Source organism: Agrobacterium sp. rho-8.1, from assembly GCF_033957725.1.
Taxonomy (GTDB): Bacteria; Pseudomonadota; Alphaproteobacteria; order Rhizobiales; family Rhizobiaceae; genus Agrobacterium.
Map to the genome: position 1 here is coordinate 1,664,526 of NZ_CP192788.1, position 22,244 is coordinate 1,686,769.

22 protein-coding genes are annotated in these 22,244 nt (G+C 56.3%); 7 read left to right on the forward strand and 15 right to left on the reverse strand.

Annotation, left to right across the window (positions count from 1 at the left end; translation table 11 throughout):
• Nucleotide 1 precedes the first annotated feature (1 nt).
• Complete coding sequence (locus RMR21_RS08350) at nucleotides 2–3,136, forward strand: efflux RND transporter permease subunit (protein ID WP_498667470.1); 3,135 nt, start codon at nucleotides 2–4, stop codon at nucleotides 3,134–3,136.
• Here RMR21_RS08350 and RMR21_RS08355 read toward each other — a convergent pair.
• Entirely contained in the window at nucleotides 3,133–4,047 is a 915-nt protein-coding gene (locus tag RMR21_RS08355) for a LysR family transcriptional regulator (protein ID WP_498667471.1), read from the reverse strand. The genes RMR21_RS08350 and RMR21_RS08355 overlap by 4 nt on opposite strands.
• Before the next feature lie 154 nt (nucleotides 4,048–4,201).
• Here RMR21_RS08355 and RMR21_RS08360 point away from each other — a divergent pair, with 154 nt between their 5' ends.
• The 3 genes from RMR21_RS08360 (at nucleotide 4,202) to RMR21_RS08370 (ending at nucleotide 7,371) form a co-directional block, all read left to right on the forward strand.
• The gene (locus RMR21_RS08360) at nucleotides 4,202–5,617 is read left to right on the forward strand and encodes a coniferyl aldehyde dehydrogenase (RefSeq protein WP_498667472.1); all 1,416 of its coding nucleotides are present in this window, start codon (nucleotides 4,202–4,204) and stop codon (nucleotides 5,615–5,617) included.
• Between the two features lie 83 nt (nucleotides 5,618–5,700).
• Nucleotides 5,701–6,390 carry a type 1 glutamine amidotransferase domain-containing protein gene (locus RMR21_RS08365; RefSeq protein ID WP_498667473.1) on the forward strand — a complete coding sequence of 230 codons (690 nt, stop codon included), beginning with the start codon at nucleotides 5,701–5,703 and terminating at the stop codon, nucleotides 6,388–6,390.
• 24 nt (nucleotides 6,391–6,414) lie between these two features.
• Nucleotides 6,415–7,371: a quinone oxidoreductase family protein gene (locus tag RMR21_RS08370; protein WP_498667474.1), complete on the forward strand. Its 957-nt coding sequence runs from the start codon at nucleotides 6,415–6,417 to the stop codon at nucleotides 7,369–7,371.
• Between the two features lie 38 nt (nucleotides 7,372–7,409).
• On the opposite strand, the gene ocd is transcribed toward RMR21_RS08370, so the two are convergent.
• The 6 genes from ocd to RMR21_RS08400 all read right to left on the reverse strand — a co-directional run bounded on the left by ocd (nucleotide 7,410) and on the right by RMR21_RS08400 (nucleotide 13,265).
• Nucleotides 7,410–8,471, reverse strand: a complete 1,062-nt coding sequence (gene ocd / locus RMR21_RS08375) for an ornithine cyclodeaminase (RefSeq protein ID WP_498667475.1) — start codon at nucleotides 8,469–8,471, stop codon at nucleotides 7,410–7,412.
• 59 nt (nucleotides 8,472–8,530) lie between these two features.
• The gene (locus tag RMR21_RS08380) at nucleotides 8,531–10,201 is read right to left on the reverse strand and encodes a M20/M25/M40 family metallo-hydrolase (RefSeq protein ID WP_498667476.1); all 1,671 of its coding nucleotides are present in this window, start codon (nucleotides 10,199–10,201) and stop codon (nucleotides 8,531–8,533) included.
• Between the two features lie 14 nt (nucleotides 10,202–10,215).
• Nucleotides 10,216–10,980 carry an amino acid ABC transporter ATP-binding protein gene (locus tag RMR21_RS08385; protein ID WP_498667477.1) on the reverse strand — a complete coding sequence of 255 codons (765 nt, stop codon included), beginning with the start codon at nucleotides 10,978–10,980 and terminating at the stop codon, nucleotides 10,216–10,218.
• A complete protein-coding gene (locus RMR21_RS08390; RefSeq protein WP_498667478.1) occupies nucleotides 10,977–11,633 on the reverse strand; it encodes an amino acid ABC transporter permease in 657 nt (218 codons plus the stop codon). The genes RMR21_RS08385 and RMR21_RS08390 overlap by 4 nt, the downstream gene beginning before the upstream one ends.
• Nucleotides 11,630–12,292 carry an amino acid ABC transporter permease gene (locus RMR21_RS08395; RefSeq protein ID WP_498667479.1) on the reverse strand — a complete coding sequence of 221 codons (663 nt, stop codon included), beginning with the start codon at nucleotides 12,290–12,292 and terminating at the stop codon, nucleotides 11,630–11,632. Before RMR21_RS08395 ends, RMR21_RS08390 begins: the two co-directional genes overlap by 4 nt.
• 196 nt (nucleotides 12,293–12,488) lie before the next feature.
• The gene (locus RMR21_RS08400) at nucleotides 12,489–13,265 is read right to left on the reverse strand and encodes a transporter substrate-binding domain-containing protein (RefSeq protein ID WP_498667481.1); all 777 of its coding nucleotides are present in this window, start codon (nucleotides 13,263–13,265) and stop codon (nucleotides 12,489–12,491) included.
• A gap of 250 nt (nucleotides 13,266–13,515) precedes the next feature.
• Between RMR21_RS08400 and RMR21_RS08405 the strand changes: the two genes are divergently transcribed.
• Nucleotides 13,516–13,929 carry an Lrp/AsnC family transcriptional regulator gene (locus RMR21_RS08405; protein ID WP_498667482.1) on the forward strand — a complete coding sequence of 138 codons (414 nt, stop codon included), beginning with the start codon at nucleotides 13,516–13,518 and terminating at the stop codon, nucleotides 13,927–13,929.
• A 427-nt stretch (nucleotides 13,930–14,356) separates the two neighbouring features.
• On the opposite strand, the gene RMR21_RS08410 is transcribed toward RMR21_RS08405, so the two are convergent.
• The 6 genes from RMR21_RS08410 to RMR21_RS08435 all read right to left on the reverse strand — a co-directional run bounded on the left by RMR21_RS08410 (nucleotide 14,357) and on the right by RMR21_RS08435 (nucleotide 18,955).
• Nucleotides 14,357–14,548, reverse strand: a complete 192-nt coding sequence (locus RMR21_RS08410; RefSeq protein ID WP_498667483.1) for a CsbD family protein — start codon at nucleotides 14,546–14,548, stop codon at nucleotides 14,357–14,359.
• A 59-nt stretch (nucleotides 14,549–14,607) separates the two neighbouring features.
• A complete protein-coding gene (locus RMR21_RS08415) occupies nucleotides 14,608–16,185 on the reverse strand; it encodes a TerC family protein (protein WP_498670115.1) in 1,578 nt (525 codons plus the stop codon).
• Nucleotides 16,186–16,324: 139 nt separating this feature from the next.
• Nucleotides 16,325–16,903: a DUF2076 domain-containing protein gene (locus RMR21_RS08420; protein WP_498667484.1), complete on the reverse strand. Its 579-nt coding sequence runs from the start codon at nucleotides 16,901–16,903 to the stop codon at nucleotides 16,325–16,327.
• Between the two features lie 25 nt (nucleotides 16,904–16,928).
• Nucleotides 16,929–17,645: a Bax inhibitor-1/YccA family protein gene (locus tag RMR21_RS08425; protein ID WP_498667485.1), complete on the reverse strand. Its 717-nt coding sequence runs from the start codon at nucleotides 17,643–17,645 to the stop codon at nucleotides 16,929–16,931.
• A gap of 19 nt (nucleotides 17,646–17,664) precedes the next feature.
• Nucleotides 17,665–18,432, reverse strand: a complete 768-nt coding sequence (locus tag RMR21_RS08430) for an anti-sigma factor family protein (RefSeq protein WP_498667486.1) — start codon at nucleotides 18,430–18,432, stop codon at nucleotides 17,665–17,667.
• On the reverse strand, nucleotides 18,425–18,955 hold the full coding sequence (locus tag RMR21_RS08435; RefSeq protein WP_498667487.1) for a sigma-70 family RNA polymerase sigma factor: 531 nt from the start codon (nucleotides 18,953–18,955) through the stop codon (nucleotides 18,425–18,427). The genes RMR21_RS08430 and RMR21_RS08435 overlap by 8 nt, the downstream gene beginning before the upstream one ends.
• Nucleotides 18,956–19,076: 121 nt before the next feature.
• On the opposite strand from RMR21_RS08435, the gene RMR21_RS08440 reads away from it, so the two are divergent.
• Nucleotides 19,077–19,538: a hypothetical protein gene (locus RMR21_RS08440; RefSeq protein WP_498667488.1), complete on the forward strand. Its 462-nt coding sequence runs from the start codon at nucleotides 19,077–19,079 to the stop codon at nucleotides 19,536–19,538.
• Between the two features lie 369 nt (nucleotides 19,539–19,907).
• On the forward strand, nucleotides 19,908–20,873 hold the full coding sequence (locus tag RMR21_RS08445) for a magnesium and cobalt transport protein CorA (protein ID WP_498667489.1): 966 nt from the start codon (nucleotides 19,908–19,910) through the stop codon (nucleotides 20,871–20,873).
• 47 nt (nucleotides 20,874–20,920) lie between these two features.
• Here the strand turns inward: RMR21_RS08445 and RMR21_RS08450 are convergent, their stop codons facing one another.
• Together RMR21_RS08450 and RMR21_RS08455 are read right to left on the reverse strand one after the other, a co-directional pair.
• On the reverse strand, nucleotides 20,921–21,715 hold the full coding sequence (locus RMR21_RS08450) for an SDR family oxidoreductase (protein WP_498667490.1): 795 nt from the start codon (nucleotides 21,713–21,715) through the stop codon (nucleotides 20,921–20,923).
• Between the two features lie 150 nt (nucleotides 21,716–21,865).
• The gene (locus tag RMR21_RS08455; protein WP_498670239.1) at nucleotides 21,866–22,237 is read right to left on the reverse strand and encodes a hypothetical protein; all 372 of its coding nucleotides are present in this window, start codon (nucleotides 22,235–22,237) and stop codon (nucleotides 21,866–21,868) included.
• Between the last annotated feature and the right edge of the window lie 7 nt (nucleotides 22,238–22,244).

The following is a 22,244-nucleotide window of genomic DNA, read 5'->3' on the forward strand; positions in this document are numbered from 1 at the left end:
AATGTTTTTGACCCGTATCTCTGTTTCTCACCCGGTGTTCACCACGATGATGATGGTGACGCTGCTCGTTCTGGGCATCTTCTCGTTCCAACGCCTCGGACTGGACCAGTATCCCAATGTAGATGTTCCGGTCGTCGTCGTGACCACGACCTATCCGGGCGCGACACCCGACACGGTCGAGACGGATGTCACGCGGCCTCTGGAGGACGCACTCAATACGCTGGCCGGATTGGACGAGATTACCTCGACGTCGTATGAAGGTCGCTCGGTGCTGACAGCCAAGTTCAAGCTTGAAACTCACGGCACCACGGCGGCGCAGGATGTACGCGACAAGGTCGCTGCGACAGAGGCGAGCTTCCCTGATGATGTCGACAAGCCGATCGTATCGCGCTTCAATTCCGCCGATAAACCAGTCCTTTCCTTAGCGCTGATGTCAGCTTCCATGGGTGTGCCAGAACTGACGACGATCGCCGATCAGCAGGTCGTGCGTCAGCTAGCTACCGTCTCCGGAGTCGGACAGGTCACATTGGTGGGTGGCCGCAAGCGCCAGATCGACATCAACATGGACGATACGCGCATGCGTGCACTCGCCGTGGGCGTAAACGATGTCGTAAGCGCGCTGCGCAATGAGAACGCTGACAATCCGGCTGGAAGCGTCATCAGCCAGTTTTCCGAGAACAACATCCAGGTGCAAGGTCGGATCGCGCAGCCAAATGATCTCCTGGATATCATCGTCACGCGTCGGGGCGGCGGGCCGATCTACCTGCGAGATGTCGCAACCGTCACAGACGGTGCCGCTGATCCTGTAAGCCTTGCGCGTTACGACGGTGAGACCGCTCTGGCGATCGACATCGTCAAGGTCCAGGACGCGAACATGGTGGAGGTCGTGGCAAGCATCCGTGAACGCCTTGACGAGCTTAATGCGCAACTGGCGTCGAAGAACCTTCGATTGCAAGTCGTCAGCGATGCATCGATCGCAATCGAGGAATCCGTCGAACAGGTGCAGGCGACGTTGATCGAAGGTGCAGCTTTGGCCGTCGCCATCGTCTTCCTGTTTCTCAACTCATGGCGCAGCACGGTTATTACCGCTTTGACGCTCCCGATTGCCATGCTTGGCACACTCGCTGTGATCGACGTCCTCGGCTTCACACTCAACACAATGACGTTGCTGGCGCTGACACTCTCGATCGGTATTCTGGTCGATGATGCGATCGTGGTTCGTGAAAACATCACGCGCCATCTTCACATGGGAAAATCGCATCTTCAGGCAGCGCTCGAAGGCACGCAGGAAATTGGTCTCGCCGTGATCGCGACCACGGCGACGATCGTCGCGGTGTTTCTTCCGGTCGCTTTCATGGGAGGCATTGTTGGTCGTTTCTTCTACGAGTTCGGTGTCACGGTCTCGGCAGCCGTTCTGATTTCGTTGTTCGTCGCCTTCACTCTTGATCCCATGCTATTAAGCGTGTGGCACGACCCTCATTCTCAGCCCGGCGCTAAACGGGGTCCGGTTGGACGTCTGATTGAACGGTTCGACCAAGGCTTCGAGGCTCTGGCACAGCGATATCGCCAAGTTATCGCCTGGACGCTCCGGCATCGTTTCATCACTCTAGTAGCGACCCTCGGTGTCTTCGTCGGCAGCCTGTTGATGATCCCGTTGGTAGGCACCGAGTTCGTCGCCAATGCCGATCAGGGTCGCTTTCAGGTCAACATCACCACACCAGCAGGCTCGTCACTCGATTACACCGCCGCAAAGGTTCGTCAGGTCGAGGGCGCACTGCGCGAGTTTCCGGAGGTTCTTACGATCTACACAACAGCGAATACGGGAACGTCACCGGGCAAGAACCGCGCAACGCTGGAAGTCGGCCTGGTTCCGCTCGATCTGCGCAAACGCACGCCTGTGATGCTGGCCGATCCCATCCGCCAGCGGCTTGCTGTCATTCCGGGTGTCGAGGTTGCCATCCTTCAGGATGGGCTCGGCGGCGGAAAAAGCCCCGTGCAGGTCAGCATCATTGGAGACGACAAGGCTGTCCTCGACAAAATCGCCGGTGGCGTCATCGAAGATCTCAGGCGGGTGCCGGGTATCGTCGATGTAAACTCAAGCGCCGAAGACGTGACCTCCATCCTTTCGGTGCGCTTGAAGAGGGAGGCCGCAAGCGATCTGGGTGTTTCCAGATCGGATCTCGCCGCCTCCCTCTCGACACTCGTCGCCGGACGACAAGTGACCAATTGGACAGATTCGCGTGGCGAAACATACGATATCATCGTCCGTTTGCCATCAGTTCAGCGCGCGGACGTCGCGGCAATCGGTGAACTCATGATGACGATGGCACCCGCGCAGACAGGCGGAATGACAACCATGGTACGTCTCGACCAGGTAGCAGACATCCTCACCATTCCGGCTGCGACCGAGGTTCGCCGCCTCGATCTGCAGCGTGAAATTCTCATATCTGCCGACGTGTCAGGCCGCACACTTGGCGATGCCACAGCCGAACTGAAGAAGCTCATAAATGAGCGCAAGCTGCCCAAAGGCTATCATATCCGCTTCGGGGGCGATTCAAAGACGATGCAGGAGACAGTCGGGTACATGGTGACGGCATTGGCCATGGCGGTCATCTTCATCTACATCGTCCTCGCGTCGCAGTTCGGCAGTTTCGCGCAACCACTGGCCATCATGGCCGCCCTGCCCCTATCACTCGTTGGTGTCCTCGCAGGACTGCTGATCGCAGGAAGCACGATCAACATGTTCTCACTCATCGGTTTCATCATGCTGATGGGCCTCGTGACCAAGAACGGCATTCTCCTCGTTGACTTTGCCAACCAGGAGCGCCAACGCGGCCTGTCTCTAGATGACGCACTGATCAGTGCCGGTACGATCCGTTTCCGCCCGATTGTCATGACCACGATCGCAATGATATTCGGTATGGTGCCACTGGCGATCGCCGTTACCGGGAGTGGTGCTCAACGCGCACCCATGGCGCATGCTGTTATCGGAGGGCTTGTAAGCTCGACAATTCTTACGCTGATTGTCGTCCCCATGATCCTCTCATACATAGACAGCATCACGCGCTACGCCGCGACCGTTTTTGGAAAAAGTCCGATGATCCCGCTTGGCGAAGAGAAACGGCCCCAGATTTAGGTTGCGGAACTTCCAAGATTTTTAAGACCCCAGATCAATGTCTGTCTTGCAAAGGCGATACGGGGATTTCGCAACGCCGATGGGCTCCACACCGCGTGATACGTGTTGCTCGGGCACCCTTCAGGGGCCGCAATCTCTACAAGTCCACCACGGGCGATTTCGTCCCGACAAAGATAGTGCGGCAGAACGGACCAGCCAAAACCGCTGACGAGTATGGAGCGTAAGCTTCTGAGATCCTGGCTGACGACGGAAGGTCTGATTTCGGCGATATCGATGAGGTTTTTCGCAAGCCATGGCCGGACGAGCGGCAGCGTTAGATTATAGGCAAGCACCGGCTCCGCTGCGAGTGCAATTGCCAAGTCCGCTTGCTTCATGATCCGTGCTGCGGTGGCTGGCGATGCGACTGCGAGAGTAGCCTCGGTGTGAAGACTTTCCGTCCGCAATCTGTCATCCGCGATCGGCATAGCCGAAAACCCGAGATCACAATGACCTTCGGCAACCATGATGCGAATTTTTTCTCTGTCCCCCGACTGAAGGCGCACGCTGACACCGGACTCCAACAGCCTGCGCAGGCCGGGTCCAATCATTTCAGCCGCAAAATCGCTATGGGCGATGATTTGTACTGAGCCTGCAATGTCAGTCGAACGCGCCCGTGCAGATGCAAGAGCGGTTTCGGCATAGTCGAGTTTGTCACCGATATCTGCCGCCAGTTCATCGGCGATCGCTGTCGGCAAAACGCCGCGCGCATGCCGTTCAAAAAGCGGACGACCAATCCCGGCTTCCAGGCTGGCGATCTGCTGGGATACGGCAGGTTGCGTAAGATCGAGCTTGCGTGCCGCAGCAGTGATGGAGCGCTGCCGATAAACTTCTGTGAATGTGCGGAGCTGCTGGAGGTACATGGCCAGAGACATAAATTATTTTATGAGGTGGAGCAATTCTCGTTTGTATTTTTCGACCGCGGATACAACTAGAAACATTCTCAGCAGACCACGACTTTCAGGTTCATCACGCATTCGCAAGATGCTGCGAAGGTACGGTTCAGGCTCACCCGCAAGGAGAACAGCAATGAGCACCAATGTCACCCAAGAACTCAATACCATTCTTGCTGCCATGAAGGCATTTCACCTCAAGGCGGGCGTCGCAGATGTGTCACTGCGCAAGGACAGGCTTCAAAGGGCAATGCGTATGCTGCTTGAGAACCAGGACCGCCTGGCTCGTGCCATGAGCGAGGATTTCGGAAATCGTAGCATCTACCAGTCGAAAGTCGCCGATATTGCCACCACGGTAAAGGCGCTCGCGTATTCGGCGGACCACGTCCAGACATGGATGCAGCCGGAGAATGTTGACGAACCAGAGCTAGGTGTAAAAGCATGGATTGACCACCAGCCGCTGGGTGTGGTCGGCATTATCAGCCCGTGGAATTTTCCAGTCAATCTCGCCTTCAGTCCACTTGCAGGCGTGTTCGCTGCAGGCAATACAGCGCTTCTGAAGCCATCGGAGTTGATCCCTCATACCTCCGAAACCATTGCAGAACTGATTGCGAGCTATTTCGACCCGATGGAACTTGGTGTCGTTCTCGGCGATGCCGAGGTTGGAGCGTCCTTCAGCGGACTGCCATTCGACCATCTTATCTTCACTGGCAGCACGGGTGTCGGGCGTCACGTCATGCGCGCTGCTGCCGAAAATCTTGTGCCTGTGACACTGGAGCTGGGTGGCAAGTCGCCTGTCGTCGTTGCTGAAGATGCCTATGTGAAAATAGCCGCCGAACGGACGCTGACCGTCAAGACGTTCAATTCCGGTCAAATCTGCCTGTCGCCTGATTACGTCCTGATCGATGATACGAAAATAGACACATTCGTTTCGGCTGCAAGCGGTCTTGTGGCAGAAAGCTTCCCGACCATTCAGGCCAATGCGGAATATACCGCGATTGTTACAGATCGGCATTTTGATCGTCTGGTCAGCTTGTTGGATGATGCCAAAGAGAAAGGTGCCAAAATTGTCGGCCTTGGCCCTTCGGACGAGCCGCTCTACGACCGTGCTACCCGCAAGATCGCGCCGGTAGCTGTCGTCGGCGCAAATGACAGCATGAAAATCATGCAGGAAGAAATCTTCGGCCCAATTCTGCCAATCGTTTCATGCAAGAGTACAGACGCTGCCATTGACTACATCAACGCCCATCCGCGTCCGCTGGCTGCCTATTACTTCGGAAGCGATATGGAGCAGGCAAAACGCTTTGCAAAGCAAACGACGTCCGGTGCACTTGTTGTCAACGACGTCATGAGCCACGCCTCGATCGACACATTGCCCTTCGGCGGAGTGGGTGCGGCTGGTATGGGTGCGTATCACGGCATTCATGGCTTCCTACGGTTCAGCCATGCAAAGCCTGTCGTCATTCAGAGCGAGAGTGGCACTTCCGGGCTGCGCTTGAGAGCTCCCTATGCCGAAAAGCTCAAGGGACTTGAAACGATGCTTGGTCAATAACCTCACCACCAACTGCAACTTTTATCGACACCGCAGATTACAATCCAATCAGTCAAGGCCAGTCGGCCAAAAAGGAAATAAAAATGAACATACTCATGGTCCTGACATCCCACGATGCACTCGGCAACACAGGCAAGAAAACCGGATTTTGGCTGGAGGAATTCGCAGCACCTTATTACGCTTTCCTTGAAGCGGGTGCGACAATCACCGTTGCCTCTCCAAAGGGCGGACAGCCGCCACTTGATCCGAAAAGCGACGAACCGGATTCGCAGACTGAGGAAACCCGCAAATTCAAATCCGATGCGGATGCCCAGTCCGTTCTGGCAAACACTGTCGTCCTGTCGACCGTTTCGATCGACGACTTCGATGCCGTGTTCTATCCCGGTGGCCATGGTCCATTGTGGGATCTTGCCGAGGATAAGGTTTCCATCTCACTCATCGAGCGCATGTATGCCGCTGGAAAACCTGTCGCATTCGTCTGCCACGCGCCAGGCGTCTTGCGCCATGTGAAGGCTCAGGATGGCACCCCGCTGGTTCAAGGTAAGAAGGTCACCGGCTTTACCAACACAGAAGAAGATGCCGTGCAACTCACCGAGATCGTCCCATTCCTCGTAGAGGATATGCTCAAGGAGAATGGCGGCATCTATTCGAAAATCGGGGATTGGCAGTCCTACACAGTGAAGGACGGATTGCTCATCACCGGTCAGAATCCCGGATCGTCGGTGGCAACGGCAACATCGCTTGTCGAAACCTTGAAGGCACATAAAGCCTAACGACATTGATAGCAGGAAAACATCATGAAAGCAGCTATTTACCATGAAGCTGGCGGCCCCGACGTGCTCAGATATGAGGACGTCGGGGACCCTGTCCCAGCCGATGATGAGCTCTTAATAAAAGTCGAGGCCATCAGCATCGAAGGCGGCGACCTCGTTGGTCGCAGAGACCTTCCTCCGGGCATCAACGAAGTTCCAGGCTACGCAGCAGCGGGCACGATTGTCGAGCTCGGCGAGAACGTCACGGATTTCGAAGTCGGCCAGAAGGTGACGACATTTAACTGGAAAGGCTCACACGCCGAACTCAGGGCCGCACCCGCGCGGAATTGTTTCATCATTCCAGACGGTCTGGATATCGGCATTGCCTCGACGATACCCGTTGGGCCAGGCACGGCCGCATGGGCCATCCATCTTGCGAAACTGCAACCCGGTCAGACTGTGCTCGTACTTGGTGCCGCGGGTGGCGTTGGTCTGGCAACGGTGCAACTGGCCGCAAAGCTGGGCGCAAAAGTCATCGGTACCGGAACGCGGAAGGAATCACTCGATCAGATCCGTGAGTACGGGCTCGATGAAGGCATCATCGTTGGTGAGAACCCGGCAAGCGAGCAAATCCGTTCACTGCTCGGCGGAAACGAAGTCGACGTCATCATCGACACGATTGGTGGCGACGCATTGGTGGATGCTTTGGACGTTCTGAAGGACGGCGGCAATGCCGTGCTGATCGGTGTATTCGGTGGACGCAGTACCATGATCGACGCCGGACATCTTCTGAAGCATAGACAAACGATTATCGGATGCCTTCTCGGGCCTCAGATGGGGGACGAAGTTCCCCGCCGCCTTATTACGGAATTGTTCGACATGGCCTTGGAGGGTAGCTTGCGCATACTGATTGATGCGACCTACCCCTTGGCTGATGCAGCCAGCGCGCACCGCAGGGCGGAGCAGCGAGGGCGAATAGGACGAGTGCTTATGACCCCTTGAAAGTTTCGGCAGGTGGCGTTCGTGCCACCTGCCCTTTTTCATGCCGCGCCAAGATTCTGCTCGCACCGTAGCAGCATTCCATAAAGGTCACGCGGCTCATCCGGATCTGCCAGAAGATCGAGATCGACGTAGAGGCCCGTGTCCGGAAGCTTGCTGCGAACGTAGCGGAGTGCCGAGAAATCCTCGATGGCAAAGCCGACGCTGTCAAAAAGCGTGATGGCACGCTCTGACTGGCGACCGTCGATCCGTCCGGTGATTACCTCCCAAAGCTCTTTTACCGCGTGGTCCGGTGCAAGCTGTTGAATTTCGCCCTCAATCCGTGTCTGCGGCGGGTATTCCACATAGATATCGGAACGCAGCAGGATGTCCTTGTGCAGTTCCGTCTTGCCGGGGCAATCGCCTCCGACCGCGTTGATATGCACGCCCGGACCGACCATGTTGTCTGAGAGGATCGTAGCGCACTGTTTGTCGGCGGTCACAGTGGTGATGATGTCTGCACCTTCGACTGCCTCCTGCGACGTCGAGCATTTCGTGATCGCGAATCCTTTTCCAGCGAGATTGCGAGCGCACCGGTCTGTCGCGGATGGATCGAGATCGAAGAGCCGAAGTTCGGTCACTCCGACGATGGCCTTGAAGGCCAGCGCCTGGAATTCGCTCTGCGCGCCGTTACCAATGATCGCCATCGTCTTCGAATCCTTGCGTGCAAGGTGCTTGGCGGCGACAGCCGACATGGCAGCAGTACGGAGCGCTGTAAGGATCGTCATTTCGGACAGCAACATAGGGTACCCGTTGCCAACATCAGACAACACGCCGAAGGCGGTAACCGTCTGGCGACCATCTCTGGTGTTTTTGGGATGACCGTTGACATATTTGAACCCGTAGAGCGTTCCATCGCTGGTTGGCATCAGCTCGATGACGCCTTCTTCGGAATGCGAGGCAATGCGGGCGGTTTTGTCGAACTGTTCCCAGCGCAGGAAATCCTCTTCGATCACAGCCGCAAGCTCGGTCAGAAACGTGTCAATTCCGACGGTCAGGACAAGCTTCATCATATGATCGACGCTGACGAAGGGAACGGTGTTCAGATTTGTATGGGTGGTCATATGTCTATCCGATTGGTTGGGGTCGGTTGTCGGCGGATGTCGTGGAAACCGCGGACGCCTCAACCATCCTTGTCTGCGTCTTTGAGAAATTCATCGACAATCTCGGCGATGAGGTTTGGCAACACCTCGAAGGCGTAGGGCGCGTAAACCCGCTCAAGCCGCTGATGAAATTCGCGCCCCCATGGACCGATGTTGACCGATGGAAAACGCAGCGCATCTGCGGGCGGACGGTCAATGAGGCGTGATATCGGCGTATTGCGAGAGACGACATCGCTGCCAGCCGCCGACTGGCCGAGAAAGCTCATATCCGAGATGCCTTGGAAATATGGCTTCCACGTCAGGCTTCTGTCTGGCGAACCATCAAAAGACGAGCGTATCTTTTCAACGGCAGCATGCAGATCGCGGTCGTTGTCATGCTCCATACGCAGGCGGCTTGGCGGATAGTGAAGGCCGGAAAAACCCACGACGATTGCAGGGCCGGACAGTCGCGCAATACCGACCAGCCACTCCGTGAGTTGGCGCGTCAGTGAGAGCGGGTTGTCGATGCTGGAAAGCGCGTTTTCCTTGTCGGCATAGAGCGCCTCGAAGCGATCTCCTTCCGCTTGGGAAGCAAGCGCCCGCAGTTCTGCGAATGTAACAAGACGCGGAGCCGCAGGTCTGGCTCCTGCGTTTTTGCCGACCAGCCTGCCGTATTCCAAGGCCTGGCCGGAAAAACGGTCGATAGCCTCGCTCGCGCCCGCGAAAACTTCGCCGCAGAAGCGTTCGAACAGTTCCTGCTCGGTCATCGCATGGTAAAGCCAGTTGAATGCGAGCCAGAAGCGTTCCGGCGTCGTGACCTCATAGCCATCTCGAAGGTCCTTGGCCTCAAGGCAGATCGGAGGTGGCGAGACGTCGCTCTCATCCTGATCGGCCAGGGCAGAGTTACCCTCCAGACGCGACAGAATGCCGGCAGCCATGGCCTGCGCGCTGACGCCCTCGAATGGATAACTTGCATGCGAACTGCAGCCAATCACCATCGCAAACGGCAGGAGCTTGCCGATGGTGCCCGCATAGGCCGCACGGCCGAGACTTCCGTCGCCCTGATCCGAAGTGACATCCATGTTGATCGCCGCGGAGATTTCGATATCGAAACTGGCCGCGATACCCGGCAGAGCATCACGCAGCGAACGCATTCCCCGGCTTTCGCGTTCTTCATCAGGCGTGAGGATCAGCATCAGGTTGCCATTGCGATCTGCGCGGCTCGCAAAATGCTCGAGACAGGCGATTGCGGCAGCGTCGCCGCTTTTCATGTCCAGCATGCCGCGGCCGGGAAGAAAATCCCCCCCGAGCAGATCTTTCAACGCGCGCTCTTCCTGTTCTGAACGTGTCCTCCCTGAAAGATCGGCGATGAGTGCGTCCTTGAGCGGAAGGCTGTCCTGCGCCAGATCCTTGAGGTCGTGGTAGTTTTCGGTCGATACCGTGTCGAAATGTCCTGCAAGCGCAATCGTTCTGCGACCAGTGCCACGCACCAGTGCCACGACATTGCGTGTCAGCGGATCGCCATGGCTGTCGATGAGGCGGATATCCTCCGGGTGGCGCCGGAAATAAGGAATTTCCAGCAGCAGTTCGTGGACGCGATCTGCAAACTCCGCCTCCCCCGGCGTGCCGGTTTCACTGGGCCACGAGACCATGCGCAGAGCCAGATCACGGACCCGCGCCGGATCAAGCATTGTCTTTGTTTCGACGGTCATTGGTCGCTCTCTACTTAATGGGATAGGTGCTTGCGCAGGAATGCACGCGTGCGCTCTTCAACAGGGTTCTGCAGCATCTCGTCGGGCCGCCCCTGCTCCACGACGACGCCGCCGTCCATGAACATGACGTGATCACAGACTTCAGCCGCGAAACGCATTTCATGCGTGACGATCAGCATGGTCATATGTTCCGATGCGAGCTGCTTCATGACGAGGTTCACCTCTTCCACAAGCTCGGGATCGAGCGCCGATGTCGCTTCATCGAACAGCATGACCTTGGGCTGCATGGCGAGTGCGCGCGCGATGGCCACACGCTGTTTCTGTCCGCCGGAAAGCCGGGACGGATAGGCAGAGCCCTTATCTGCAAGGCCCACCTTGGCAAGCAGCGTATTGGCCCGGTCCAGCGCTTCCGCCTTGCCCAGTCCCTTGAGCTTCATCGGGCCAATCGTGACATTCTGAAGCACGGTGAGGTGTGGGAACAGATTGAACTGCTGAAACACCATGCCCATGTCTTGCCGGGTACGATTGATGTGATTTTCGAAGGCACGGCCCTTCAACGGACGGTTGACCTGCTGGCCATCAAGCCAGATTTCACCGCTGGAAATCTCTTCGAGCATGTTGATGGACCGCAGGAGCGTGCTCTTTCCCGAACCGCTGGGACCGATGATCGAGACGATCTTGCCGCGGGCCACATTCATATCGATGCCTTTGAGCACCTCATGACTGCCATAGGATTTACGGATCTGCCGTAATTCGATCATGGAATTGTTTGCTGTCATCGGATTGCCTCCGCTTTTCTGGCTGCTCGCCTCAGAAGAACTTCCATCGCAATATTGACGATGTAGTAGAGGATTGCGGCGGTGAGATAGAATTCGAACGGGCGATAGGTCTCGCTTATGGCGCGCTGGGCGTTCAGCACCAGTTCTGCGATACCCAGAACCGAAAGTACGGCGGTGTCTTTCAGCAATATGATGCTGTTGTTTCCGACCTGTGGAAGCGCTGCGAGAACGGCCTGCGGGATGATGAAGTATCTGAGAGTTGGACCTTTGCCGAAGCCGAGCGTTCTGGCTGCTTCCATCTGACCGACATCGACACCGCGAAGGGAGGCCCCGAAAATATCCGCATTGTAGGCTGCGTAATGAAGGCCAAGCCCGATCACGCCTGTCCAGAAGGCTGGCAACAGGATGCCGACCTGCGACAGGCCGTAATAGAGCAGATAAAGCTGAAGAAGCAGCGGCGTTCCCATGAACAGGAACATGACGCCCCGGATCGGCATGCTGACGAGTTTGGAGCCGTATAGCGTCGTGATTGCGATGAGCATTCCGAGAACGACGCTGATCGCCCCGGCGAGTACCGTGATCAGGATGGTCCAGAGAAGTCCTGTAAGGAGGATGTGCCAATATGAGGGAACAACGCTCAAATCGAGGCTCATGCGTCTGCCCTCCGGGTTGTATCGAATGACCTCTCGACGATCCGCATTATGAGCGAGATGGCCGCGACGATGATCACGTAAGAGAGGCCCGCCACGGCGAATACTTCGAAAGGTTTATAGGTCGACGTCACGAAGCGCTGGGCGGAATAGGTGAGTTCCACGACGCCGATTGTTGAAACCAGAGCGGTGCTTTTGGACAGGATGACGGTGTTGACGCTGAGAGAGCGGATCATCAAGGGAGCCGCCTGCGGCAAGACAAACAGCCTCATGGTCGCAACACGTCCAAACCCGATGGAACGGGCAGCTTCTGTTTGCCCCCTGTCGACGGAAAGAATGGCTCCTCGAATTCCCTCGGACATGTATGCGCCGATGTTGAGGCCCATGGTGAGCACACCCGCCGTAAACGGCGAGAGGTCGAGGCCAAACTGGGGTCCACCGAAATAGACGAGAAAGAGTTGCACCAGGAGAGGCGTTCCCCGCATGAGGCTGACATACACAGCAGCAAGCCACCGCACCGGCGCAGCCTTTGAAAACCGCCCGGTCGTCACGATAGCTGCGACGACCAGTCCGATGGCTAGCGACGCTGCGGTCAGTCCTAACGTTACCAATGACGCCTCGGCCATGAATGGCAGGATGCGCCTTATCAGTTCGAAATCCATATCAGCCTTTCCGGACGAATCTCTCACGAAGGCGCGAATTTGTGGGATATGCGCCTTAAAACAGGGAGCTGTAGCAGCGCTCGCGTTGCCGAAGACGAGGCCTTAATCCCATAAAGACGTGAGCAAAGCTGTCGAATGAGAGGAATGTGAACATCGAGCGCATCGGGAAGCCGCTGGCCTCCCGATGCCGCAGACTTTACCTGATATCGGAGCCTATCCATTTCTGGGAAATGGTTTCATATGTCCCATCGGCCATCATATCACCCAGAGCTTTTTGCATTGCGGATGCGAGTTCTGGATTGTTTTTTCGAATGGCTATGCCGATATCGAAGCGCGGCAACGCATCGTCCTTGATCTGCTCTACCGGGGCGTTACTCTTCTTGATTGCAACCAGAACAGGAACGTCGTCAGCAACAATGGCATCAACGCGGCCCGCTCCCAGATCGAGAAGCATCTCGGGCAGTCCTTTATAGGTGCGAACCGTGAACCGGTTTTGATCGCGAACCCATTTTTCCGACGTTTCGCCCAGAGTTACACCAATCGTCTTGCCTTCGAGATCGCCCATTTTCGTGACGCTGGAACCCTTGGCAACGAAAAGACCAAGACCAGAACGATAGTAGGGTCCAACGAAATCGACGGCCTTTTTGCGCTCATCGGTAATGCCCATGGAGCCGACGACGGTGTCGTAGCGCCCGGTGACCAGACCGGCAATGATACCATCCCACGCGGTCGTGACGATCTCTGGCTTCACCTTGAGGCGACGTGCAATCTCGGACCCGATATCGACGTCGAAACCGACGACCTGGTTGGATTCATCAACGAAACTGAACGGAGGAAAAGCGCCGGAAAGTGCGACGGAAAGCTTTCCAGCCTTCTCGACCTTTTGAAGATCATCTGCATGTGTCGTGGTCACTGCGGCACAAAAGCCTGCAATCACGAGCATCGAAGAAAAAAAGCGCGAAAATTTCATCATGTATCTCCCATCATGACCCGGATTGCCGGACCGTTGTGTCATCAGTGGCTACGGACGTAGCGGCATTGATTGATCGATCGGAAACAATTGGAACCGCTTTTTGAAGTGCGTTCCGCTTTTATACTGGCACCAAAGTCCCGACAGAGGTCAGTCTTAGCCCTCACCAGATGCACAAAAAAGAACACAAACTGATTTCTTTTGTCGTCATTTGCCGATATGAAAAAAATATTGACGAAAAAGGAATATACTGATGGATGCGCTCGACAAGAAGCTGGTTTCCGAACTTCGCATCAACGGTCGCGCTTCCGTGCCCCAACTGGCGCAATTGCTGGGCGTCGCACGGGCTACCGCACAAAAGCGCCTCGACCGCCTGATCGCCAGCGGCGACATCAAGGGGTTCACGGTCAGCCTGAGGGATGACGTTGGCAAGGACTTCATCCGCGCATTCATCTTGATCGAAGTCGAGGGATCGCCGAAGGGAACGATTTCAACGGTAAAACGGCTGCCCGGCGTCAAGACGCTGTCCAATACGAACGGTCTCTGGGACATGATTGCGGAGATCGAGGTTTCGACAATGCTTCAGCTCAATGAGCTGATCTCAACCGTTCGGGCCACCGCCGGCGTTGCCAAGAGCGAGACTTACATCATGCTTGGACCAGCATGACGTTAGCTGTAGCAAGCCAACTCTGTGGTCGTAGGTCAGCTTCCTAAGGGTACGAATGGATGGCTTGTCTTCAGCGTCGAACAAACCACCCCGCTCCTGCACGAGCTGAGCAAGAGCCTCGTCGGTGCAGTCCGGGTCAGCGACGGCCTCGCTATACAACCCGATAATGGGTGATAATGCCTAGGATCGAATCACGTCATGTGTTCTCACTTTTTGGTCCAACGTCGTCTACAAGCGTATGACAGCGTTGATCAATGGGGCTCCGGAACTGCTGGAGAACATCGTTCTCCGTCTATGTTACGGTCGGATTGATTTTGACGATCATCGCTATTGCGCAGATCATCGTGTGACAGGCAAGAGCCAGTGCGCTGAATCAAAAAGGGCCCCGAACAAATCCGGAGCCCTTTTAGAGAATTAGACGTGACCGTTACGCGCGGTCAACGACGTCCTTCACTTTTTCTTTTGCTTCGCCCTTGGCCTGCTGTGCATGACCCTTGGCTTCCTGGGCTGCGCCCTTGGCTTCCATCTCGTGATTGTCGGTCGCGTCGCCTACGGCCTGACGCGCTTCGCCAGCAATTTCGTTGGCCTTGCCCTTAACCTTGTCCATGGTGCTACCCATTGTCGTTCTCCTTATATGAGCCGCATTGCTCGATTGATGAAACAACGGGTTAAGGCGCGTTATGGTTCCTCAGATTTTTTGTTGGCCCCGTCGACTTTGCTAATCCTGACCTTGTCGATGGTATGCCCGTCAAGCGCGATCACTTCATAGACCAGCCCTCCGAACGTCACTTTTTCTCCGACAGCAGGCATGTGTCCAAGCCGCCAGAGGATCAGACCTGCAAGCGTGGAGTAGCGATCCGTATCGTCGACCAAATCGATGTCCAGAAGCTTCGAGACGTGGCGGATGTCGATCCAGCCATCAACCAGAAGCGAGCCGTCCTCGCCGCGCTCGACAGCCAACTGATCTTCGTCGTCATCGGCGAAATCGCCTGCGATGGCTTCGAGCAGATCGGTCGGCGTGACCATACCCTCCACCGAACCGAACTCGTCGAGCACCATCGCCACCTGGAGGGGGGACTTGCGAAGGTGTTCAAGCAGTCTGAGCGCGTTGATGCTTTCATGGACGACAAGCGGCTGGCGCAAAGATTTGGTGAAATCGAACTTTCCTTCTTCGATGAAGTCGCGAAGCAGGTCTTTTGTCAGCGCTACGCCAAGGAATTCGTCGAGACTGCCACGGGCAACCGGGAAACGGGAATGCCCCATCTCAATCACCTTGCGACGAAGCTCTTCATCACTGTCGTCTATGTCAAGCCAGTCGATGTCCAGACGCGGTGTCATGACGGATTTGGCCGGGCGGTCGGCCAGCGTCAGAACGCTTTCGATCATCTCGTGTTCGACTGTCGTGAACAGTTCGCCTTCGGTCGCACGCTCGGCGATCAGGTCTGCCGTCTCACCGAGCTGCGGCTCTCCGCGACGGCGGCCGAGCAATGATAGCACTGCGTTTGCGGTCCGCTCTCTCATGTCGCCAGTGGTCACGAACCGCTCGCGGTTGCGACGTCCGACCTGATTGAACGCCTCGATTAGGACCGAGAAGCCGATGGCCGCATAAAGGTAGCCCTTCGGAATATGGAAACCGAGGCCTTCAACGATCAGCGAGAAGCCGATCATCATCAGGAAACCCAGGCACAGAATAACGACGGTCGGATGTTTCGACACGAATGCCATCAAGGGCTTGGAGGCTGCCATCATCACACCCATGGCGACGATGACACCAATCATCATGACGGAGAGATGCTGGACCATGCCGACGGCGGTGATGACGCTATCGAGCGAGAAGACCGCGTCGAGAACCACGATCTGCACGAGAACCTGCCAGAAGATGGCATGTTCGACCGGGCCGTCCTTACGTTCTGTGTGCCCTTCGAGACGCTCGTGCAGTTCCATCGTTCCCTTGAACAGCAGGAACACACCGCCGAAAATCAGAATGAGATCACGGCCTGAGATTTCGACACCCAGCAGGGTAAACAGAGGCGCGGTCAGCGTGACGATCCAGGCAATGGACGCCAGCAGGATGAGCCGCATGCCGAGTGCGAGACCGAGACCGATCAGACGGGCCTTCTCGCGTTGATGTTCCGGAAGCTTGTCTGCGAGGATGGCAATGAAGACGAGGTTGTCGATCCCCAACACGATTTCGAGGACGATCAGGGTGGCAAGGCCCGCCCAGGCGGCTGGGTCGGACATCCATTCAAATATCATCATTGTCAAAAGCCGACCGTTTCAGGCGGCATTTCCTTCTACTGGAAAAAACAGGGATGCCGCCAGGAACGGCGGCGGGCTATGGTTTGGAAGGGTAATGAAACGGCGATGACCGCACCTTTCGAGGCGGTCATCGATCTTAGAATTCCATATCGTCCATACCGAGATCACCGCCGTCATCGACATCCTCGACGGGCGTTTCGGCCGGAGTTTCAGGCGCAGGCGTTGCCGCCTGTGCTTCATCTGCACCGAACATGCCCATGATGGCGTTGCCGAGCATCATGCCGCCAGCAACACCGACCGCTGTCTGCGCAGCTCCTGCCAGAAATCCACCACCGCCGCCACGCTGCTGCGTAGGCTGTGCACTGGATCGTTGACCCCATGGAGAAGGACGCGCGGCGGACCCCGCAACAGCAGTTCTGTCTGGCGCAGCGTTGCTACCGAACATCGAAGAAAACATGCCGCCGCGCTGTGGCTGGGCAGGCTCCAGGCTTTGGACGTTTTGCGCTTCCAGTTCGGCAATGCGCTGCTGTGCCTTCTCCAAAGCCTGTTCCTGAACGACGATGGTCTGCGCCATGTAGTAGGGAGCGGCGGGCTGGGAGTTGATCCGATCCCGGATAAAGCGCTCAGCATCTCCGTCCCGTTCGGGCACCTGGCTTTCGACCTTCGACAGTTTACCAAAAAGGTTCTCGATGGCCTGTTGATCGTTTCTATCCATGTCATGCACTCCTATGCCGTCGAAATTACTCTTCACGCTGTCCGGTGAAGTTTAGCAGAAGCTGGAAGATGTTGATGAAGTTCAGGTAGAGCGAGAGAGCGCCGAAGACCGCCATTTTCTGCTGGGATTCGTGATCTGCGTGTTCGCCATACTGCTCCTTGATATTCTGCGTGTCGTAAGCCGTCAGACCGACGAACACGACGATACCGATGAGCGAAATCGCAAACTGCAGGGCGCTGGAGCCAAGGAAGATATTGACGACCGACGCGATCACGACACCGATCAGACCCATCATCAGGAATGACCCGAACTTGGAAAGATCGCGTTTCGTCACGTAACCGTAGAGGCTGGTGGCTCCGAACATCGTGGCCGTAATGAAGAATGTCCGGGCAATGCTGGCCCCTGTGAACACCAGGAACACCGATGCCAGTGAAAGCCCCATGACGGCGCAGAATGCCCAGAAGGTCATCTGCGCAGCGGAAGCCGACATGGTTTGCATCTTGAACGTGAAGAAGAAGACGAATGCCAGTGGTGCCAGCATCACCACCCATTTGAGAGGTGTGGAGAAGATCGGCACGTAAAGCGCAGGCGTGCTGCCGACGATGAGTGCAACGAGACCGGTAACCACAAGGCCAAGACCCATGTAGTTGTAGATGCGCAGCATGTGCTGGCGCAGGCCCTCGTCCAAGGCTGCTCCGGATTGGAGCGTGGTTGCGCCGTAGCGCCGTTCGTTGTTGTACATGAAAGCTCCTGTGTCTGTTTTAGAAGTACGATCTCGTGAGAAGTTCGGCCTCGTCAGCCAGTCCCGTATCCGGTGCGCTTGCGACGAGCGCGTAGGCGATCTCGCCGATTTGCCAGTAAGCAGCCTCGGAACTGGCGATGTTGACGTTGACGACGGGCTTGACCGTGAATGTCCCCGGTCGCACTGCAAACAGGGACATGCGCGTGCCCTCCTGCGTCACGATGCTCATCTCGACACTCGGGCCAAAGTCAGAGGGGAATACCTGAACATCAACGACTTCCCAGTCGTCTGGTAGCTTTGGCATCGTGATAGCCGTCGCTGACCGGATGTCTTCAGGATCGAAGTCTTTGACCTCCGGCTGTGACGGCATGCCTGCTCGTATGAGCGTCGTCTGATGCGCCTTGATCGCCTGTTCGACAAAGGCAGGTGGGTGGACCGATGCGACGACATCCGTTGCAGCGAACGGACCGATGATGGAATTGGCGATCCATCCGGTGGTCACCAGAATGCCGACGGCCGCAACGCGCTGAAGGTTCGACCACATGCGCTTGCGTGAAAGGGCATCGGACAGACGATGAGCGGCATCCTTCAGAGGTCGCGGTAGTTGTTCGTCGCCCTGAAGAGCCAGTCGCAAGGCACCTCGCATCGCAAGGTCGGCCATAACTCTCGCCGCTGCTGAAGGATCATTGGCAAGATGTTTTTCGACACGCACGCGACCTGCCGGATCGAGCTGGTTATCGACATAGGCATTGAGATCGAAGTCTTGGACGGGGTCGTGCTCATTCATGGCCGCCTCCTACGATTTTAAGATGGTTGCGGGGCTGGTTTGGCATCTCGCCGGAACGCAACGCCGCGCGGGCACGCGATACCCGTGACATCAGGGTTCCAATAGGAATGCCAAGCGTACCGGCTGCTTCCTGATAAGACAGGTCTTCAATGGCCACCAGATGGAGTGCTTCACGCTGTTCGTCCGGCAGGCGCATGAATGCGTCCTTGACCTGTGACAGATACGCGCTCTGTTCTTGCGGCGCTGGATAGGATAGCGATGAGTCCCCCGAAACGATGTCATCTCTACGCTGTCTAGCGGAGGCTGATCTGTACCGGTCGATATGCGTATTGTGCAGGATGGACAGAAGCCATTGGCGCAGGTTGCCACCGCTTTTGAACGAGCCTTGGCGCTCGTATGCTTTGACAAGCGCGTCATGAACGAGATCGTCTGCATCGTTGGAATTTCGCACGAGTGAACGTGCATAGCGCCTCAGGCTCGATAGCTGTCCAATAACGTCAAACGGTCGGTTCTTCGGGTCCATGATTTAGTATACGTGGCACGGGAGCTTTTTATTCCCGTTCTTAAAGATTTAATTCTGCGTCATCTTTTTTTCTCTTGATCGGTATGTCAGGCCAAAAGTTATTTAAGCTTTTTGGAGCGCGATGAGGCACGCTACGAACAGTGATCTGTTCTATTTCCAAGATAGCTTTTTCGAGCCTCCATCCATCATGCAATTGCACCCTCCGCGCCGACCGGTGCAATATGGTCCGGAACGGCACGAGCAATCACTACCGACCACTGGCGACATGTTCGAGCCGATACCATCAATCAGTTCGAGGGAGCTACCCTTCAAATGGGTGGCGTCGATCATCAACTGTTCGGGTTTGCCGCGTTTGGAGCGCATGGCGATCGGAGCCCGGATCGATACGGGGGATGTCGCCCTCATCAAGAAGCGGTTGGCCGACGCAAAGCTGACGCTGGCCGAACCGCTGACGCGGCGAACAGGAAGGCCGTCGCGGACGCTGTGCGCCGACAGGCAAAGGCATGCGCGTCAACGTTTCCTCCGTTTGGACGGTGAGACGAACGCCAATTTCGCCGCTATTCTTCAGTTCTTCCGGGGTTGAGAACATGCGCAATCACTCCTTGGATCGATGCGATCCAAAGAGTTCAGTAGCGGAGAGTCTGGTGGCAGTTGCTACCTAATTCCGTAAAAGAGAGCAGGTCTCACGTCGTTGAGCGGAGCGCCGGAGGCGCACTTGCTGAAAAGATTATAGCCGTAGAAATCATAGCAACAGCAGCGTCGAGGTCGTACGCCCTGATCGGGACTTGATCGCTGTCATACCCGTCTTGTCAGTCCTCATGTTTAAGTGGCAGAACGCGTAAATCCTCGCCGACAGATCTAAGAGCGCTACCTTCACGTCAGCATCGCGTGTATTCATTCCTCGAAGTCTTCACCTATATTGCCTCGTGCATAACAGCTTAAACGGAAAAAGATGACAGTCGTCGCATCCTATCTCTATCACAACGGTAAGCGTAGCGATGTCGTCGCACTCTCCTCGCAGCCCTTCGACACAAACGTAGGCGACTTTGTCTGGATCGGGCTGACCGATCCGACCGTCGAAGAGATGGCATGTTTGAAGGCGATGTTCAGCCTTCATTCTCTTGCTGTCGAGGACGCGCTGAATGGCAAACAGGTGGCCAAGGTTGATATCTATGGCGACCAGCTATTCGTCGTCGCCAAGACCGCGTATCTCGAAAACGACAGGATCGCCTATGGCGAGACCTGTATCTTTGTCGGTCAGAACCATGTCATCACCGTGCGACATGGGTCGGCACGCTCACACCAGAAACTCCGTGAACAGCTCGAGCAGGCACCACAGCTTCTCTCGCATGGTCCAGACTACGTCCTCCACGGAATCCTCGATTTCATCGTCGATGGTTATCTCCCTTTGGTCGAAACGATAGAAGACCGGGTTCTGGAGATCGAGAAACACGTTCTCGTTTCCTTCCTTGAGCCGGAGCAGATCCGCAGAATCTTCCGAATGCGGAGGCAAGTTATCAAGTTCCAGAGGGTGATGGGTCCGATGGCGGAAGTTGCCAGCAAGCTCGCCCACCTTGAACTGCCCTGCGTCGACAACAATGCCAGGCCCTTCTTCAAGGACGTCCACGATCATGTTCGGCGTGTCGAAAACATGGTGATCGGGCTGCGTGAGATCGTGACATCCGTATTCGAGGCCGCAAATCTTCTGGAGCAACAGCGGCAAGGCGCGATTACGCGACAGCTCGCCGCATGGGCGGCGATACTGGCGGTGCCAACGGCAATCGCTGGCATTTACGGCATGAACTTTGAGAACATGCCCGAGCTGAAGTCGCAATACGGGTATTACGTCGTTCTGGCTGTCATTCTCGTTCTCTGCGGCGTTCTGTATTACCGCTTTAAACGAGCAAGGTGGCTATAATCGAGTTGGCCTGCAACGGCCCATGATAGCCAGGCGCTGTCACTTTTTTAGCTCACCGGCGCCGCCGCTGATCCCGCAAGAATGCCGCCATCGATGGTCAATTCGGCTCCAGTCATATAGGCGGCTTCGTCGGAAGCCAGCAACACAGCCAGCGCAGCGACTTCCTCCGGCCTACCAAAACGGCGCATGGGTGTGTCCCTGACCAATGCGGCCTCGCGGTCCTTGCGATCCGGTCCTGTGCCTAACATCGGCTCCCACATGGGGGTCATCACGGCGGCCGGGTGGATCGAGTTACAGCGGATGTTCAGATCTTGACTGGCGCAATAGAGAGCGACGCTCTTGGTGTGGTTACGAACTGCCGCCTTGGATGAGGCATAGGCCGCAGCCATCGGAATTCCAACCAAGCCCGAGCGCGACGAGATATTGATGATCGACCCCGCACCATTTTCCCGCATGGCTCTGATGGCATAACGGCAGCCGAGGAAAGTCCCGTCCAAATTGACAGCATGGACGGCACGCCAATCGGAAAGTTCAGCGTTTTCCGGATCATGAGCAGGCGGAGTGCCGCCGACTGGTACCTCGAACCCCGTGATCCCGGCATTGTTGACAACCACGTCAATCCTGGGAAACTGACGGGCAATTTCCATCCAATCGTTTTCCGAGGACACATCAAGTCGCACGAACGTCGCTCCAATGGCCTTTGCTGTATCTCGGCCGCCTTCTACGTCTCTGTCAGTGACAATGACGTTCGCCGCTTCGTCAGCGAAAGCGCGGGAAATAGCTGCGCCGATGCCGCGCGCAGCCCCGGTTACAAGTGCGGTTTTCCCCTCAAGTCTGGGCATGAGTGAATCCTTAAAGTGTGAATGACAAGTGATAATTCGCGGCGTTGCAACGCGCGACCTCAATGATGCTGGTCCGGACTATCGGTGAGCAATGTCCATGGTCATCGACTCCTGTTGGCCAACTCCGTCTAACCGCGCCTGGACAACCAGTCAAGAAATGGAGGTCGAACGTACACCGTCATGTCGCTGTTTGAAGCCTTCACGAAGGAACATGACGGTGTACGTTGCCTCCTCCAACGATATGGTGTGACCGACCCCAGGATAGATGTTGGACGTCACGGTGAAGCTCGCCGTTCGCAATTGGCCAGACGCAACCGTCGTCGCCGCGGATGGAATTGTCTTATCCTCTGCACCATGCATCATCAAAATATCTGTTCGTGTCGACGATGCCATTACCAACCTCACGCGGGCGATGACAGAAAGTGAGCGGGAGACGCCGACGCTCTCCTTGAACTTTCCATCTTCGTCTCGACGAACATAACGCTTGTCAGTGCCGGTATCGATCAATTCGCGCTTGGTCATAGCAGAC

Excerpts from the sequence above, each read along its gene's own strand:
- RMR21_RS08350 (WP_498667470.1), top strand. The coding sequence starts at position 2 with ATGTTTTTGACCCGTATCTCTGTTTCTCACCCGGTGTTCACCACGATG.
- RMR21_RS08355 (WP_498667471.1), bottom strand. The coding sequence starts at position 4,047 with ATGTCTCTGGCCATGTACCTCCAGCAGCTCCGCACATTCACAGAAGTT.
- RMR21_RS08360 (WP_498667472.1), top strand. The coding sequence starts at position 4,202 with ATGAGCACCAATGTCACCCAAGAACTCAATACCATTCTTGCTGCCATG.
- RMR21_RS08365 (WP_498667473.1), top strand. The coding sequence starts at position 5,701 with ATGAACATACTCATGGTCCTGACATCCCACGATGCACTCGGCAACACA.
- RMR21_RS08370 (WP_498667474.1), top strand. The coding sequence starts at position 6,415 with ATGAAAGCAGCTATTTACCATGAAGCTGGCGGCCCCGACGTGCTCAGA.
- ocd (WP_498667475.1), bottom strand. The coding sequence starts at position 8,471 with ATGACCACCCATACAAATCTGAACACCGTTCCCTTCGTCAGCGTCGAT.
- RMR21_RS08380 (WP_498667476.1), bottom strand. The coding sequence starts at position 10,201 with ATGACCGTCGAAACAAAGACAATGCTTGATCCGGCGCGGGTCCGTGAT.
- RMR21_RS08385 (WP_498667477.1), bottom strand. The coding sequence starts at position 10,980 with ATGACAGCAAACAATTCCATGATCGAATTACGGCAGATCCGTAAATCC.
- RMR21_RS08390 (WP_498667478.1), bottom strand. The coding sequence starts at position 11,633 with ATGAGCCTCGATTTGAGCGTTGTTCCCTCATATTGGCACATCCTCCTT.
- RMR21_RS08395 (WP_498667479.1), bottom strand. The coding sequence starts at position 12,292 with ATGGATTTCGAACTGATAAGGCGCATCCTGCCATTCATGGCCGAGGCG.
- RMR21_RS08400 (WP_498667481.1), bottom strand. The coding sequence starts at position 13,265 with ATGATGAAATTTTCGCGCTTTTTTTCTTCGATGCTCGTGATTGCAGGC.
- RMR21_RS08405 (WP_498667482.1), top strand. The coding sequence starts at position 13,516 with ATGGATGCGCTCGACAAGAAGCTGGTTTCCGAACTTCGCATCAACGGT.
- RMR21_RS08410 (WP_498667483.1), bottom strand. The coding sequence starts at position 14,548 with ATGGGTAGCACCATGGACAAGGTTAAGGGCAAGGCCAACGAAATTGCT.
- RMR21_RS08415 (WP_498670115.1), bottom strand. The coding sequence starts at position 16,185 with ATGATATTTGAATGGATGTCCGACCCAGCCGCCTGGGCGGGCCTTGCC.
- RMR21_RS08420 (WP_498667484.1), bottom strand. The coding sequence starts at position 16,903 with ATGGATAGAAACGATCAACAGGCCATCGAGAACCTTTTTGGTAAACTG.
- RMR21_RS08425 (WP_498667485.1), bottom strand. The coding sequence starts at position 17,645 with ATGTACAACAACGAACGGCGCTACGGCGCAACCACGCTCCAATCCGGA.
- RMR21_RS08430 (WP_498667486.1), bottom strand. The coding sequence starts at position 18,432 with ATGAATGAGCACGACCCCGTCCAAGACTTCGATCTCAATGCCTATGTC.
- RMR21_RS08435 (WP_498667487.1), bottom strand. The coding sequence starts at position 18,955 with ATGGACCCGAAGAACCGACCGTTTGACGTTATTGGACAGCTATCGAGC.
- RMR21_RS08440 (WP_498667488.1), top strand. The coding sequence starts at position 19,077 with ATGAGGCACGCTACGAACAGTGATCTGTTCTATTTCCAAGATAGCTTT.
- RMR21_RS08445 (WP_498667489.1), top strand. The coding sequence starts at position 19,908 with ATGACAGTCGTCGCATCCTATCTCTATCACAACGGTAAGCGTAGCGAT.
- RMR21_RS08450 (WP_498667490.1), bottom strand. The coding sequence starts at position 21,715 with ATGCCCAGACTTGAGGGGAAAACCGCACTTGTAACCGGGGCTGCGCGC.
- RMR21_RS08455 (WP_498670239.1), bottom strand. The coding sequence starts at position 22,237 with ATGACCAAGCGCGAATTGATCGATACCGGCACTGACAAGCGTTATGTT.